The following is a 15929-nucleotide window of genomic DNA, read 5'->3' as shown; positions in this document are numbered from 1 at the left end:
CCCGGCTTCGCCGCCCTTGCGATCGCTCATGGCAGCGCCCGAATCGGTCCCTGCCGGCTCCACCCGTGCACTGTCATCACACCCTGTTCGATTGTGGCGTCCGGCGCCTGATCAGCCGGCACCAACCGGAAGTACTGCTCGACGGATCCCCAGTCGCGATGCCAGTCACCCCGCAGGTACGTCGCGATCGTCGAGGTACGAAGCATCGCCTGAGTGATCAGGAACGGACCCCCGTCCTCGCTGGCCTCCCACCCGTTCGACGACGCCGCCGTCTGCTTGTGGTCGGGCAGGATGCGGTATGCCGGTAGTTCGGCAACGCCAAGGTGTTCGGAGAACGGCCGCTGGCACGGGAAGTTCGCGGCCGTGGCGATGTCCATCAGCACGGGGGTCTGCGACCCCATCAACTGCTGCAGGGTCTGCAGCACCGGGACGCGCGGCGGCGTGATCGCGAACCACTGGTCCGAGCTCAGGTTGGGGTCGTAGGCGACGATGCGGGCCACGTTGGCCTCCGGTGGCGCCCAGGTGAGCGGGAACCGCAGGTTGCGCCACGCCGGCTCCGGCCCGATGTCGATCGGATACACCTGTGCCAGCGGCTGGGTGGTGCCGTCGGGACGGGAGACGCCCCACTGCAGTTTGAGCTGCTGCCCATAGGTGAAGGTGCCGTCCTCCTTGTACGACCAGATGGCACCGGCAGCCGTCACCACCACGATCGGCCGGTCCGGGCTACGCGGCGGCAGCTGGTACCAGGCCGAGGTCGCGGTGGCGGCCAGCGAGTTTTCGCCGTAGCTGCCCATTACCGGGGTGCGGGCCGGGTCCAGTCCGAAGGGCAGCGCGGCATGCGAGCCGTTCACCCCGACGGGGCCTTTCCCGCCGGCCGTGCCCGCGGAGTCGGTCATGGTGGCATTGGGTTTGTTGGGTGAGCCGGTGGAATTCACCACGCCCGGCTTGGTGACCACCGGGTACGACCTCAGGTCGTCGCCCACGCCGTCGGGTTTGAAGCCGACCGGGTTGACACCGCCCAGCGGGCCGTCCGGCCCGAACGTCTGCCCGGGCGCCGGCTGCAGCATGCCGGCGTTGGGGTCGGGCTCGGCCAGCACGTCGTCGGCCATGGCGCAGCTGGTCTTCGACAGCCCCGAGCTGATCGCGGCGAGGTTCGCCTTGCCGGTGGTGTAGAGCGGATAGCGGAACACCGCGCCCTTGGTCAGCGACGCGACTTCGCCGACGACCATGATGGTTGCGACCACCAGCAGCGGCGTCGACGCCAGCACCCGGTTGCGCCGGTTGTCCTTGACCTCGGTGTGCCCGGCGTAGTCCATCCGGAAGTGCTGCCAGGCGGCCAGCAGGCCGGTCGCGATCGACAGCGCCAAAAACATCGACGTCACCGGGTGGCTGGCCACGACCGGCTGGATGTCGTACCACGGCACCCCGTAGTTGCCGACGTAGAACCAGCCGTTGATGCCGGAGGTCGCCACCGCCAGCACGAACAGCAGGGCGGTGACGTACAGGGTCAGGTTGCGGCGGTTGTGCAGGCCGATCCGGGCCAGGGCGAACGCGGTCACCGCGCCCAGCGCCCCGGCCAGCCCGGCGAACGCACCGAACTGGACCGCCCACTTCGTCGGGGTGAACGTCAGCAACAGCAGGCCGAAGGCGCATGTGCCGATCAACCGCCAGGCCGGCCCGGTGGCCACGCCCGGAATCCGGCCGCGGCGCAGCAGGGTGACCAGCATGCCGAACATGCACAGCAGCAGCACCAGCACCGCGAATCGCCGGGCCATCGACCCGTCGGGGTTCGATTCCACCGTGAGGAAGTAGTAGCGCAGCCAATCCTGGTACCAGGCGATGGTCGGGCCGACCTTGTACTTGATGCGGGCCGATTCCCCGACCGTGGCCAGCGTCTGACTGCGGAAGACCACCACGAGGATCAGCGACGCCGAGGCCGCCAGCACGGCCAGCGGTGCGAGCAGGCCGTCGCTTTGCCGGCGGCGCCGGATCGTCTGGGCGACGGCGCGCGCCCCGGTCAGCAGCGCGGCGACGGCGATCAGGCCCTGCGGTGCCAGCGTCGCGCTCAGCAGCGCCACGATGATGGCCACCGCCGCCGGGGCCAACCGACGCAGCGCGATTGCCCGTTCCACCAGCATCCAGGTGACCAGCACGCCGAGGGCGATCAGCGGTTCGGGCCGCAGTCCGTTGTTGAACGGCAGCCACGCCGCCACGAACACCGCGCCCGCGGTGAACACCGCCACCCGGTTGGCCGCCAGGCCGCCGCGGCCGGGTCCGAGCCGGCGCAGCACCCAGTGGCTGATGATCAGCCAGCAGCCGATCGCGGCCAGCGTGGCGGGCAGTCGCATCCACACGCCGGCCGTGCTGACGGAGGCCATCTTGGCCAGCAGGCTCAGGTACCAGTCGAAGGGAGCGTCGGTGGTGCCGAAGTAGCGGTAGTAGTCGGCGATGTAACCGGCGCCGGGGGCGACCCGCGCGATGGCCAGGTTGTAGCCGTCGTCCGACGACGTGGCGCCGATGATGTGCCACAACAGCAGCGTGGCGATGACCCCGGCGTCGGCGATCCACGTCGCGATGCCCACCCGCCGCCAGTTGGCAAGGTGCGTGCCGGGGCGATACCGGGAGAGCCAGGCGATCGGGGAGCGCCAGTTGAGCAGGGTGCTGCCGCCCCGGCTGCGGCGGTCCAGCACCGCGAGCGCGATGATGGCCGTCAGCACCGCCAGGGCGCCCAGGGCCATCACGATTTCCTTGAGGACGGTGGGCGCGGTGATGAAGCGGGTGTCGATGTCGATGCGGGCCGACAGCCCCGGCCCCGCGGGCACCTTCATGTCGGTGAAGACGCCGCCCACCTGGGGTTTCTTTTCGGGCGACAGGATCCCCGAGGCGCCCGGTATGCCGACGAAGTCCGCGCCGGTCGCGCCGGCGTCGGCCCAGACGTGCAGCACGCTGCAGCCGCCGGCGGCGACGGCCGAGCGTTGCGCGACCGCGGCCACGGTGTCGCGGAACGCGACGACGACGACGTCCGTGTTCGCCCGCACGAACAGCCCGTTCTTCCCGGCGTCCATGCCACCCGGCGGCAGCGTCGCGACGACCAGGCCGCCACCGGCGGGCAGGGTGGCGATGTCCGGGCAGGGAATGGAGATGTCCAGCGCGCGGGGCGCCCCGGACACCAGCGGCGCGGTGATCTGGCTGACGTGCCCGTCCGTGCTGCCCTGGGGCCACAGGACCGTTGCGGTGGTCTGCCGCACCGGAAGCAGCGGGACGGACAGGCACAGCAGCAGGCCCACGATTCCCGCGATGGCGGCCACCGACCGGGGGATCCGCTGCGATCGCTCTTTACCGTCGTGGGGCACGAGGCTCGATCGTAAGCGACGCTGCTTTGTCCGATGAGGACGCGGGGCCGCGCGGGCACCGGGGACGCTATCCGCGGACGCGGTCCGCCAGCGTGGCCAGCCCCGGACCGTCCAGGTCGGCCAGGGCGGCCGGACGCCCGGTCATGGCCAGCAGGAGCGCCTCGCCGGGGCCGGTCACCTCGGGCCCGTCGCCGTGCGTCCACTCGACGTCGGTGGCGCGCAGGCGCAGGCCCCGGATCCTGCGGCCGGCGCCGAGCCGGGGATTGCCGGGCACCAGCGGAAGGATCCGCTCGAGCCGATCGGGCGGCACCTGCCGCGGCCGGTCGAGCGCGCGGCGGATGTCCTGGTGATGGATGGTGCCGTCGACGAGCGCGATCATCCCGCCGAAACCCGCTGTCAGTCCCCGCGGTTGGAGGTGGCCGCGCAGGAATTCCAGCAGCTGTTGCGGGGTCAGGGCCGCGAATTCGTCGACACCCACCTGGTTCGCCCGCACGATCGCGCCCTTGGCGAACCGTTTCAGCAACCCCAGCGCGCCCAGCTCCTCGTAGCTGATCACATGCGCGACAACGTCTTTGACGCTCCAGCGGGTGCACAGGGTGGGCACCTGCCAGTCTTGCGGCGCCAGGGTGGCCAGGAATTCGGCGAGGTCGGCCCGCTCGGCGCGGGCCATGGTCATCAGGTCGGCGCTCATCGCGGATCACCGCCGACGATCAACTCCCGGTACCGGCCGAGGTACAACGGCCAACCCGCGTCGCCGTCGACGCCGTCGGCGACGGACTCCCAGCCCGGCCCGTGCCGGTCCAGGTGGCGGTGTACGAGGTCGACCCGGGTGCGGTCACCGGACTCGGCGGTGAAGCGGACGTCGACCTCGCTCGTCTTGGCCGGGTCGGTTTCCAGCTGCCATGTCGGACCGATGTCCCAGCTGAACACCACGCGGTGTGGCGGCTCGTAGACCAGGATCCGCGCCCATCGGCACACGCTGCCGTCGACGCCTCGGTCGTAAATATGGCCGCCCACTTGGGGTTCGAACGCCGTCTCGGCGATCGGGACCGCCAACAGGTTGTGCTCGCGCGGCTTGAACGCGCCGAACTGCTCGGTGAAGACGGCGAACGCGCGCTCGATGGGGGCGTTGACGACGATGTGGTGGTTGACGTTTCCAATCCGCTGGGTCATGTTGCTCCCTCGTTCATCTCGTCGATGGTCTGCGCGTAGCCGGCCAGCGCCTGTGTCCAGAACCGGTCGAGGTCGGCGCGCAGCGCCTGCAGGCCGGCCGGATCGAGCTGATAGACGCGACGGGTTCCCGCGGCGCGGTCGCGCACCAGCCCGGCGGACTTGAGCACCTTGAGATGCTGGGACACCGCCGGTCTGCTGACCGGCAGGTCGCGGGCCAACTCGCCGACCGCCGACGGGCCGTGGGCAAGACGCTCCACGATGGCCCGCCGCGTCCCATCCGCCAGCGCCAGCCAGACGTCACCCGTTTGGTAAGTGACCACGAACCGTAAGTCTAGGCTTACCGACGGCGGACGGCAAGGGTCGGCCCGCGCGGGCCGTCGCACCCGTGCGGCGAAGCCCTCGAGAAAAGTGCTGTGCGCCTAGGTTTTACGCAGCGGTGCCGGGCCCCACAGGCCGCTGCGGGTGGCCGTCCCCAGCAGCAGGTGGGCGGGCTGCGCGTCCGGGTAGTAGGGCGTCAGCCGCTGCAGCGAACCCCAGTCGCGAGACCAGTCGTCCTTGAGGTAGGTGGCCATCGTGGTCGCCTTGACCAACAGCTCGGTCACCCCCAGCGGACCGCCGCCGTTGTTGTCCATCACCGGCGAGTTGGCCTCGGCGCCGAATCGGTCGGGCAGGATGCGCCATCTCGGCGTCTCGTCGACGCCGTTCTGGTGACCGAACGGTCGCTGGCACGGGAAGGCGAGCCCGACGAGCCAGTCGAGGAACACCGGGTCGGCGGAGCCCACCACGTCCTGCAGCGTGCGCAGCTGCGGAATCCTGGGCGGGGTCAGCGCGATCCAGTGCTGCGGGGCCAAGTCCTCGTCGTCGGCGACCAGCCGGATCTGGGTGGCCGAGCTCGGGATCGCCGACAGTGGCAACCGCAGGTTGCGCCAGGCCGGCGACGCCCCCACGTCGGCGAATTGGAACGAACCGCCGGGGTGTCCGCCGGCCGCCTGATCGTCGGTGGCCCACTGCACCTGGACCTCGCGGGGGTCGAAGCGCCCGGCGGCGCTCACCACCAGCAGCGGGCGCGCCTTGTCGCGCGCCGGCAGTCGATACCAGCTGGACCGCAGGTGCGCGGGAATCTGGATGCCCGAGCGCCAGCTGCCGAGCACCGGCGTGCGGGCGGGATCGAGGTTGAAGGGCAGCTGGGCCGACGAGCCGTTGATGCCCGGTGCCGGGGTGGTGCCGCCCTCGGTGCCGGCCTGGTTGCTGCCGGTCTTCTCCTCGTCGTTGACGAAGCTGCGGTCACCCGGCCGTTCCATCACCGGGTCCGCGCGCACGTCGGCGGGAATTCCGTTGGGCGTGAAGCCTTCCGACAGGCCGGCGCCCAATGCGTCGGCGACCGAAGCGTTCACCGGCGCCAGCATGCCGGCGTTGGGCTCCTGCTCCACCAGCACGTCCTCGGCCAGTCCGCACGACTTCCCGGTCAGCGCTTGCAGATTGGAGCGACCGACCGACCATGCCGGATACTGGTCGGTCATCGCCAGGGTCAGCGAGGCCACCTCGAACACCACCAGGACCCATGTGGCAATTGCCAAGGGGGACTGGATGATTCCGGCCACTCGGGCGCCCAGCCGGGTTCTGGGCGGCCCGTTGTCCGGGGCGACGAAGTGGAACCAGGCGGCCAGCAGCAGCACCGCCGCGGTCAACCCGAGCAGCGCGGTGGCGAAGGCGTAGTGCCAGGCCGGGAACTCGTTGGACCAGGGCACGCCGAAATTCGAGACGTACCACCAGCCGTTGACGCTGGCGAACGACAACGCCACCAGGAACAGCACCACCGCGGCGTACACGGTCCGGTTGCGCCGCGACCGCATCGCCACCGCGGTCACCGCGACCGCGGCCAGCGCGCCCAGCGGTCCGGCCAGTCCGGCGAACACCCCGAAGTGGTGGGTCCATTTGGTGGGGGTGAACATCATCGCGGCGAAGGAGATGATGGTGATGCCGACGATGCGCCGGCTCGGCCCGGCGGCCGTGCCCGGAATCCGGCCCTTGCGCAACGACATTGCCACCGTGACGCCGAGCGCGAGAACCAGCGCCAGCACGGCGAAGCGGCGGGCGACCGACCCGTCCGGGCTGGCCATGAACAGCCGCTCGTAGCGAATGTGTTCGTCGAACCAACTCAGGCTGGGGCCGACGGCCCGCTTGAGCATGCTGGCCTGGATCTCGCCGGTCAGGGTCTGGTCGCGGAAGATCAGGATCGCGGTGACGGTGGCGGCGGCCAGCAGCGGGGCTATCAGCGGCAGCGCACCGAACCGCGTGGAGCGGCGATGCAGGATGGTCCGCAGCGGCCCGATCGCGACCAGCAGCGCGCCGATCGAGGCGATGCCCGTCGGCCCGGAGAACAGGGTCAGCGCGCCGATGATGCAGGCGATCGCCACCGGCAGCAGCCGGCTGGTGGCCACCGCGCGTTCCACCGAGCACCAGGTCAGCAGGATGCCCAGGGCGATGATCGGCTCGGGCCGCAGGCCGTTGTCGAGCGGCAGCCAGACGGCCAGGAACATGCCCGCGGCGGTCCAGGCCGCGGCCCGGTTCTGTTTGACGGCATGACCCAGCCGGGGCATGACCTCGCGGCTGATCACCCACCAGCACGTCAGCGCCATCACCAGGGTGGGCAACCGCATCCAGACGCTGGTGGTGCTCACGTGGGCCCACAGCGCCAGCAGGTCGTAGTACCAGCCGAACGGCGCTTCGGGCGTGCCGAACCAGCGGTAGTAGTTGGCCATGTAGCCGGCGTGCTCGGAGACCCGTGCCATGGTCAGGATGTAGCCGTCGTCGGACGTGTTGGCGCCGACGAAATGCCACCACACCAGCACGCCGATCACCAGCGCGTCCAGCCCGCCGATCGACCACCAACGGGCCGGCAGGAAGCGGCGGTGCCGGGTGCCGTCTGCGGTGTCGAGGATGTGCAGCGCGACCAGGGCGGCGGCGGTCAGCACCAGCCCCAGGATCATCGCGGCCATCTTCAGCGGGGTGGGGCTGCTGCTGTAGCGGGTGTCGATGGTCGCCGAGAAGTGCAGGCCCGACGGCGCCGGTCCGCTCAGGTCGGTGAAGACCCCGACGATCTGCGGCCGGAAGTCGTAGCCGCTTTTCTCGCCGCGCAGCGGCGAGCCGGGATGCTCGGCGTTGGGTCCCTGCGTGAGTCCGACGAATTCGGCCGTGACCTTCTCGGCGTGCGCGGTGAAGGTCAACCGCTGGCAGGCCGGACTGAGCACCTCGCTCAGCGGAGCGGTCACCACCGGGACGTTGCGCACCACCAGCACCAGGTCGTTGTTGGCGCGCACGATCAGCAGGCCCCGGTCGACGGCCTTGGGTGCCTGCTTGGGCACCGTCGACAACAACACCGTCTTGCCGGCGTTGCCGGGTCCGGCCAGTCCGGCGGCGGCGTCACACGGGACGGTGATGTTCAAATCGGTGGCCACGTAGCCGATCAGCGGGGCGTCGACGCTGCCGAAGGTGCCGTTCTGCGGCCAGTTCAGTTGGGCGGTGGTCTGGTTGACCGGGAGCAGCGGGGTGGCGATCGCCAGCAGCACGCCGAGCAGCCCGGCGACGGAGGCAACCAGCCGGGCGATCCGGTGATTCGCTCCCGTGTCGTTCACGGAGCTAGATGCTAGTTCTTCGGCCGTTTGAGGCCCCGTTTGAGGCGTGGTGTCGGTGCTCATCAGCGGTTACGCCCCCGGCTTGCGGATGGCCAGCACGAACGGGCCGATGCTCTGGACGGTGAAACGCGGGCTGTCGAACAGGGCGCCGCGCAGATCGACGGTGTAGCGCCGCACGTTGGGCTGGTTGGGGTAGACGTCCTCGGCCAGCCGCAGCGTGTAGTTGCCCGCGGCGCCGCGGCGCATGAGGAAAACCGTGGGCGGGGGCCAGGGGCAGGTGTCCAGGGCATGGAGCAGCTCGTCGGCGGTCTTGAGGTTGGACCACTTGTTGATCTGCGCGGCCCGCAGGTCGAACTGCGCGAGCGGGTTGGCGTAGTGCGAGGTGAGGCCCTGAAATCCCCAGTACGGGTAGAAGGACAGGAAGCTGTAGTCGGCGGTCATCACGACGGTCTGATCGCGCGGCTTGCCGGTCACCTGGGTGATGGCGTGATCGATTGTGGCGTAGAACTTCTCGGCGCTGGGCGGGCGGCGGTCCCCGCGTTGGCCGTGACCGTCGGTGTCGGTGTAGGCGATGGTGAGGTCGGGGCGCAGCACGTCGGGGATGTCCTGGCTGAACGCGATCGCGGCGGCCAGCCCGATCGCGCCGGCCACTGGGAAGACGGCGCGGCCCCAGCCGCGTTCGCGGCCCACGGCGGCCAGCGCCTGGGCGAGTTCGACGAAGCCGAAGGCCCCGGCCGCGACCAGCAGCACGCTCAGGGTCGGCTGCAGCCGGAAGGACAACAGGGTGGTGCGCGCCAGCGTGGTGAGCATCGACAGCAGCGACCACAAATAGATGGCCAGCACGCCGATGGCCAGGGCGCCCGCCCGCACCGACGAACGGGCCCGCACCACCAGCCACAGGGTGCCGATCAGGCAGACGACGCCCAGCAGCGTGAACTGCAGCATCGGGAACGTCAGCTGCGCGCCGTCGGCCGGCAGGTAATGCTGGGCGCTGCCGGTGTTGCTGATCGGGTTGTGCAGCGCCCGCAACACGAACGGCAACCAGGTGGTGCAGGCGATCACGACGGCGATGCTGGCGATGACGGCCAACCGCCGCAGCGGATCGAGGGCGGCCTTGACGCCGCCACTGTGCCGGTTGCGCCGCCAGCGCACGCCGGCCAGCCACAGGGCCATCAGTGCGACCGTGAACGCGGTGAACCCGAACAGCAGCGTGTACCAGGTGGCCGTCCAGCCCAGAAACAGCCCGGCGGCGATCACCGCGCTCCACCCCGCACGACCGGGCGCGTCCGGCTCCGCGCGCACCCCTGCCGCGAGTGTGAAGTTAGTTTCACGCTCGGAATCGACTGTGCAGTTAGTTTCACGCTCGGCGTCAGAAGCGCGGCCAGTCCCGCGCTCACCGGCGCGCAGGCCCGACCAGGTCAGCACCAGCATCGGCGGCAACAGCACGGTGATCATCGCCGAGTACGGCTCGGGCGAGCCGTAGGCCAGCGTCACCGCGGCCGTCGCGGCGGTGACGATCAGCGCGTATTCGAACCGGACCAGGCGCCACCACAGCACCAGCGCGACCGCGACCGCGATGGTGATCGACGTGATGGCCCACGGCTTGAAGATCTCCCACGCCGGTGTGCCGCCGAGCGCGGCGGCGCGCCCGCCGATCCAGAACCAGCCCGGCGGGTAATACGGCGGCAGCCCGAGGTAGGTCATGTCGCGCAGGGCGGGGCTGTCGGCGAGCCGGGTGACGTACTCGGTGCGGAACTGCTGGTCGACGGAGATGCCGAACAGGTACAGCTTGGTCGCCCCCAGCGGCATGCCCAGCGTCACCACGGTGAACGCCGACACGAAGACCAGCCCACCCAACCGGGTCAACCACCGGCCGCGGGGACGGCTGCAGCGCCGCCACGCCCAGCCGACGGCGACCAGCCCGGCCAGGCAGCCGACCTGCCCGACGGTGGTCAGGGCGTGCAGTTGGTTGGAGGACGGGAACGCCGGCCATTGCACCCGGGAGATGGCGATCAGCGAGACCACCGCGACGGCTACCGCGACCAGCGCCGCCAAGGCCATCTGGCCGAGGGTGGCCAGCGCGTTGCGCATGATCAAATGGGAAGCTTGCGGAAGATGGGACGCGGGACGTGTCGCAACACCATCATCACATAGCGGAATGCTGCTGGTGCCCAAACCAATTCCTTACCTTTGGCGGCCGCAGTCACCGCGAGGTTGGCGACGTATTCCTTATCGACGGTGAGCGGGGCTTCCTTGACGTGCGCGCTCATCCGGGTACGCACCTGGCCGGGCCGGATCACCAGCACGCGAACCCCGTACTCACGCAACGCCTCTCCGAGCCCCAAATAGAATCCGTCCAACCCGGCCTTGGTGGAGCCGTAGACGAAGTTGGACCGCCGCACCCGCTCACCGGCGGCCGAGCTCATCGCGATGATCTGCCCGAAGCCCTGGGCGCGCATTTTCTCACCGAGCAGCACGCCCACCGAAACCGCTGCGGTGTAGTTGATTTCGGCGGCCAGCACCGCTTTCTGCTGGTTCTGCCACAACTCCTCGGCGTCACCGAGAATGCCGAAGGCGACGATCGCGACGTCTATATCTCCGTTGGCGAAGGCCGCCTCGATCATCTTCGGGTGGGTGTCGGGGTCGGTGGCCTCGAAGTCGATCAGCTCGACCGAGCGCGCACCGGCGGCCTTCATCTGGGCCACCGCGGCGTCCCGGGCCGGATCATTGGGCATGGCGGCCAGGACAATTCGCGCGTGCGCGTTCTGCAGGTAGCGTTCGCAGATGGCCAGGCCGATCTCGGAGGTACCGCCGAGCAGCAGGATGGTCTGCGGATTACCTACGGCATCGAGCACCATTTACAGCAGCTCCAAACGTCGGGCCATGTCGGAGGCGAACACCCGCAGGGGGTCGGCCTTGCGGCGTATCGCGATCCATTCGTCGATGCGCGGATACATGGCGTGGAAGGTTTCTGCGCTCACCCGGGAATCCTTGGCGGTGTATACCCTTCCGCCGAATTCCAGGACGCGCCGGTCGAGTTCGTTGAGGAACTCATTGATCCCCGGCTTGTTGGGGAAGTCCATGGCGACGTTCCAGCCGGCCATCGGGAAACTCAGCGGCGCGCGGTTGCCCGGGCCGAAGAGCTTGAACACGTTGAGCGCCGAGTAGTGCCCGCTGGTCTGGATCCAGCGGATGATGGCCTTGAATTCGTCCATCGCGTCCGGCGGAACCAGGAATTGGTGTTGGGCGAAACCCCTTGGGCCGTAAGCATTATTCCAGCCGCTGACCAGGTCAAGCATGTGGTAGAACTGCGACAGGTTCTGGATCTTGCCGCTGTAGGTTCCGCCCAGCCGGTAATACACCTCGCCGATCGCCATGAACGACAGCTTGTTCATGGCGCTGACGGGAAACACGTCCGGCACCGTCAACAGCTGCGGCGCATCGAATTTCAGCGGGTTCTTGGCCAGCTTCTTGGGTAGCTGGTCCAGCTTGGCCAGGCTGCCCCGGCTGACCGCGGCGCGGCCCAGCTTCGGTGGCGGGCTGATCAGGTCGAACCAGGCGCTGGAGTAGGTGTAGTTGGCTTCGCTGCCGTCGAGGTGAACGGCGACCGTCTCGTCGAGGTCCTTGGTGGCGATGCCGTCGGCGATGAAATACGCCGTCTCCGTCGGAGTCATGGCGATGGTGGCGCGCAGCACGATCCCGGTCAGGCCGTTGCCTCCGACGGTCGCCCAGAACAGGTCCGCGTCCTCGCTGTCGGGGGTGATGGCGCGGACGGTGCCGTCGGCCATGAGCAGGTCCATCGAGCGGACGTGGTTACCGAAGCTGCCCGCGCTGTGGTGGTTCTTGCCGTGGATGTCGCAGGCGATCGCGCCGCCGACGGTGACCTGACGGGTTCCCGGCAGCACCGGGACCCAGAGCCCGAACGGCAGCGCGGCCTTCATCAACTGGTCCAGGCTGACCCCGGCGTCGACGTCGACCAGCCGGGTGTCGGCGCTGATCGAGTGGATGCGGTTGAGCCCGGTCATGTCGATCACCAGGCCGCCGCCGTTTTGGGCGTTGTCGCCGTAGGAGCGGCCCAGGCCGCGGGCGATCATGCCCCGGCCCTTGGGATCGTCCGAGTCGGCCACCCGGGCCACGGCCTTCGCGATCACCTCGGGATCGCGGGTGGAGAGCACCTGGGCCACCGACGGCGCGGTGCGCCCGAAGCCCATCAACTGGGCGGGCTTGGTCACGGGATCGGTGCTCGACATCGTCAAAGAGGGTACCGCCTGCCGATGGCGGCTCAGCGGATGCGGAAGATTACGGCCCGCTGCACCACGAAGTTGATCACCGTCGCGGTGCCCTGGGCGATCACGAATGCGACCAGCGGCGCCCACCCCCGGTAGTGCAGCAACGCCAGGCACAGGTGGTTGAGCCCGACCTGGACCGCGAACGTGACGGCGTAGAGAACCATGACGGCGACGAACCGGGCGGTACTGGGGTTCGCCTGGAAGGTCCAGCGGCGGTTGATCAGGTAGGCGGTGATGGTGCCGACGATGAAGCTGGTGGCCTTGGAAAGGTCGACCTGGACGCCCAGGACCTTCCACAGCAGCAGGTAGAGCCCGAAGTCCACGATTCCCGCCAGGCCACCGGTGACGACGAACCGGATGACCTGCGTCGTGAGGGGCAAGCCCGGGCGCACGTCCTCGGACGCGGAATCGGGCAGCGGGGCAACCATCGAGGGGAGTCTACGGGGCCGCCGGGCTTTTCCCGGCGAGCGTCAGCGGGGCAGCTTGACCGAGATCAACTCGACCTGGTTCTCGCCCTGCGGCGTCGAATAGGTGACCGTGTCCCCGGGTTTGCGGCCGGCCAGGGCCTGGGCCAGCGGACTGCGCGCGGTCAACGTCTCGCCCTCCCCGCCGACGGGAGTCTCCTCGACGATGGAGATCACCTGCATCGTGACCACTTCACCGTCGGCGAACCGCAGCGTCACCTCGGTGCCGCCGGGCAGCGTCTCCGACGCGTCGGTGTCCGACGGCCCGGCCCGTAGGCGCCGGTCCAATTCGGAGATCCGGTCGGTGAGCACCACCAGTTCCTCCGCGCGCTGGATCGCCTCGGCTGCGTCACCGTGGTCGCCCACCATCCCGCGGTCGTTCTTGACCTCGGCTTCGAGGCGCTCGCGCCGTTGCCGTAGCCGGTCCAGCTCCGCTTCGAGGTTGTTCCGCGCGGCGTCCGCTGCCGATGGGACCTTTTTGCTCACGTCGGTGGACCTTTCGACCGGTTGCTCAGGTGGCGTTTCAGTGTGACACCACGACGGGGCCCCCGCCACCACCTAGAACGGCGGCGTGGCCGTCGAAGTGGCATGTCACCGGCGCCTCGGCGGACGCATCGCGTCGAGCCCATCCCCGGCCGTCGCCGCAACCGTGCTCCGCACCATGTGGCGCGGCTCGCGCGCCGGCCACGGGCGGCCGCGGTGCATGATCGCGCGGTTGTCCCACATCACCACGTCGCCCTTGCGCCACGCGTGCAAGTAGCTCGTTCCGGGGGCGGTCGCCGCCTGAGTCAGCTCGAAAAGCAAGTCCTGGGCCGCTGTACGCTCCATGCCCTCGATCGCGAAAGTGTGCGAGGCCATGTACAACGCCTTGCGGCCGTTAACTGGATTCGTCCAGACGAGACGCCAACACTGCGGCGGCAGCGCCGCCCGTTCAACGGGACCGACAAGGTCCGGCGCGATCTTGGCGCGCGAAAAGGCGTACTCGTGCCAGGCGAAGGAGTTCTCCAGCTGCCGTTGCAGCGCCGGATCGAGGCGGTCGAACGCAAGCCGCGTCGAGACGTACTCGGTCTCGCCTCCCCGTGCAGGAACGATGCGCGACGACAGCACCGAAGCCAGCGCCGGCACCCGCTTGAACGAACTGTCGGTGTGCCACAGCTGGTTCGCCTTGTTTTCGAGAGCAAGCCGGTGATCCTCGGGCAGCACGTTGCCCTCTTCGTCGAGGGTCTTGAGCACCACGAGGTTGCTGCCGGCGCCCACCGACCCCGGCTTGGTAACCTCGAGCGGGCCGAACCGGCGCGAGAAGGCAAGTTGCGCTTCATCGGTGACGTCCTGGTCACGAAGGACCAGAACCGAATGCTCCTCGAACGCCGCGCGCACCACCGCGTATACGGCGTCGTCGGAAGCAATCTCGTGGATCGTCACTCCACGCAATTCGGCGGCAAAGCCCGGGCCCAACGGGACGATGTCCATCGCGCGCCCTCCATCGTTCATCTGAGCACGAATGTCCACCCAAAAAGGGTCCCCGGCAACCCAGCCAGCATGGGAGTTCGAGCGACAGCACCCCAGCGGCTACACCCAGTACGGCACCCGGGCGCGATATTGGCGCATCGCGAACGCGGCCAGCAGCCAGCCGACGGCGGTCAGCACCAGCACCACGGCCCAGTGCCGCAGTTCCTGATGCGAGCCCAGCAGCGGGGCGCGCACGATGTCGAGGTAGTGCAGCAGGGGGTTGAGTTCGACGATCTTCGACCAGCGCCCGGCGCCCTGCTGCCGCAGGGTGTCGTCGTTCCAGATGATCGGCGTCATGAAGAACAGCAGCTGCACGATCGAAAACAGCAACGGGCCGATGTCGCGGTAGCGGGTGGCCAGGATGCCGAAACACAGCGACACCCAGATGCAGTTCAGCACGATCAGCGCCAGCGCGGGGAGCACCGAAAGGTCGGCCCACGACCAGGGTTTGGGGAAGATCATCGCGATGACGACGTAGATGACGATGTTGTGCGCGAACAGGATCATCTGCCGCCACACCAGCCGGTAGACGTGCACGCTCAGCGGCGTGGGCAACTGCTTGATCAGACCCTCGTTGGCGACGAAGACGTCGGCGCCTTCCAGGATGGCGGCGTTGATCAGGTTCCAGATGATCAGCCCCAGCGTGACGTACGGCAGATGCACCGACAGCTCGAGATGAAACAGCTTGGAGTACAAGCCGCCCATCGCGACGGCGGTGGTACCGGTCGCGATGGTGATCCAGAACGGCCCCAGCACCGAACGCCGGTAGCGCTGCTTGATGTCCTGCCAGCCCAGGTGCAACCACAGCTCATGACGGCGGAAGCCGTCGACGAGATCGCTGCGGGCGCGGGTAAAGGTGCGCGACTGTGCCGCCGCGTCGACGAAAGTCACTGCGTTCCTTCCGGTTTCCCGAACCGCTCGCGACGCCCCAAGCGCCGCAACCGGATCCACTCGGCCAGTCCCCGCGGGTCGCGACGGCTCACCAGGAAGAACCAGCCGAACCGGACCCACTCCTGCACCACCAGCTTGCGCAGGCCGGGCTGCGACAGCAGGTAGCCGCGGTTGCGGTAGGTGTAAAACCGCTTGGTGGGGTTGTCGGGATATTGGGTGTGCATCCGGCCGCCCAGGATCGGCCGGAACTCATCGGATCCGCAGGGATGCAGGTAGACGGTGTCCAGGCAGGTCCCGAACGGCAGGCCGGATCGCACCAGCCGGCGGTGCAGTTCCACCTCGTCGCCGCGGATGAACAGCCGCAGATCCGGGACACCGACGGCGTCCAGGGTGGCGGCCCGAAACAACGCGCCGTTGAACAGCGACGCGATCCCGGGCAGCAGGTCCTGGCCCGCCTCGGTGCGTAATTCGCTTGTGCGCCTGCGCCATACCAGACCGCGACGCAACGGGAACGCCAGCCGCTCCGGGTCGGCCATGTTGCACACCATCGGCGACACCTCGGCCAGGCCGTACTTCTCGGCACACGCCAGCAGGGTGGCCAGCACGCCCGTATCC

General features: G+C 69.0%; 13 protein-coding genes. All 13 read right to left on the bottom strand.

Features of this window, described 5'->3' with window-relative positions; all coding sequences use genetic code 11:
• Nucleotides 1-26 precede the first annotated feature (26 nt).
• Nucleotides 27-3353, bottom strand: coding sequence for an arabinosyltransferase domain-containing protein (locus A5659_RS01695; RefSeq protein ID WP_067178995.1), 3327 nt, complete (start codon nucleotides 3351-3353; stop codon nucleotides 27-29).
• 67 nt (nucleotides 3354-3420) lie between these two features.
• Nucleotides 3421-4044: a maleylpyruvate isomerase family mycothiol-dependent enzyme gene (locus A5659_RS01690; RefSeq protein WP_067178993.1), complete on the bottom strand. Its 624-nt coding sequence runs from the start codon at nucleotides 4042-4044 to the stop codon at nucleotides 3421-3423.
• Nucleotides 4041-4526: an SRPBCC family protein gene (locus A5659_RS01685; protein WP_067178991.1), complete on the bottom strand. Its 486-nt coding sequence runs from the start codon at nucleotides 4524-4526 to the stop codon at nucleotides 4041-4043. The genes A5659_RS01690 and A5659_RS01685 overlap by 4 nt, the downstream gene beginning before the upstream one ends.
• Nucleotides 4523-4846, bottom strand: coding sequence for a helix-turn-helix transcriptional regulator (locus tag A5659_RS01680; protein ID WP_066873066.1), 324 nt, complete (start codon nucleotides 4844-4846; stop codon nucleotides 4523-4525). The genes A5659_RS01685 and A5659_RS01680 overlap by 4 nt, the downstream gene beginning before the upstream one ends.
• A gap of 99 nt (nucleotides 4847-4945) precedes the next feature.
• Entirely contained in the window at nucleotides 4946-8224 is a 3279-nt protein-coding gene (locus tag A5659_RS01675; protein ID WP_156748754.1) for an arabinosyltransferase domain-containing protein, read from the bottom strand.
• A gap of 6 nt (nucleotides 8225-8230) precedes the next feature.
• Nucleotides 8231-10252: a galactan 5-O-arabinofuranosyltransferase gene (locus A5659_RS01670; protein WP_067178989.1), complete on the bottom strand. Its 2022-nt coding sequence runs from the start codon at nucleotides 10250-10252 to the stop codon at nucleotides 8231-8233.
• Nucleotides 10253-10254: 2 nt separating this feature from the next.
• Nucleotides 10255-11019: a decaprenylphospho-beta-D-erythro-pentofuranosid-2-ulose 2-reductase gene (locus tag A5659_RS01665; protein WP_066873055.1), complete on the bottom strand. Its 765-nt coding sequence runs from the start codon at nucleotides 11017-11019 to the stop codon at nucleotides 10255-10257.
• Nucleotides 11020-12411 carry an FAD-binding oxidoreductase gene (locus A5659_RS01660; protein WP_067178987.1) on the bottom strand — a complete coding sequence of 464 codons (1392 nt, stop codon included), beginning with the start codon at nucleotides 12409-12411 and terminating at the stop codon, nucleotides 11020-11022. It abuts the gene before it with no gap.
• 32 nt (nucleotides 12412-12443) lie between these two features.
• Entirely contained in the window at nucleotides 12444-12809 is a 366-nt protein-coding gene (locus A5659_RS01655) for a GtrA family protein (RefSeq protein ID WP_156748758.1), read from the bottom strand.
• Between the two features lie 111 nt (nucleotides 12810-12920).
• Nucleotides 12921-13400 (bottom strand): GreA/GreB family elongation factor, encoded by a 480-nt coding sequence (locus A5659_RS01650; RefSeq protein WP_066873046.1) that lies wholly within the window; start codon nucleotides 13398-13400, stop codon nucleotides 12921-12923.
• Nucleotides 13401-13505: 105 nt separating this feature from the next.
• A complete protein-coding gene (locus A5659_RS01645) occupies nucleotides 13506-14384 on the bottom strand; it encodes a TauD/TfdA family dioxygenase (RefSeq protein WP_067178984.1) in 879 nt (292 codons plus the stop codon).
• A 99-nt stretch (nucleotides 14385-14483) separates the two neighbouring features.
• Nucleotides 14484-15314: an ABC transporter permease gene (locus A5659_RS01640; protein ID WP_066873040.1), complete on the bottom strand. Its 831-nt coding sequence runs from the start codon at nucleotides 15312-15314 to the stop codon at nucleotides 14484-14486.
• A partial coding sequence (locus A5659_RS01635; protein WP_197497876.1) for a glycosyltransferase family 2 protein occupies nucleotides 15311-15929 on the bottom strand: 619 nt, incomplete at its 5' end. The genes A5659_RS01635 and A5659_RS01640, both read right to left, overlap by 4 nt.

The sequence above is a fragment of the Mycobacterium sp. 1165196.3 genome, assembly GCF_001673415.1.
Lineage (GTDB): Bacteria > Actinomycetota > Actinomycetes > Mycobacteriales > Mycobacteriaceae > Mycobacterium > Mycobacterium europaeum_A.
This window is presented reverse-complemented; position numbering and strand designations above follow the sequence as displayed.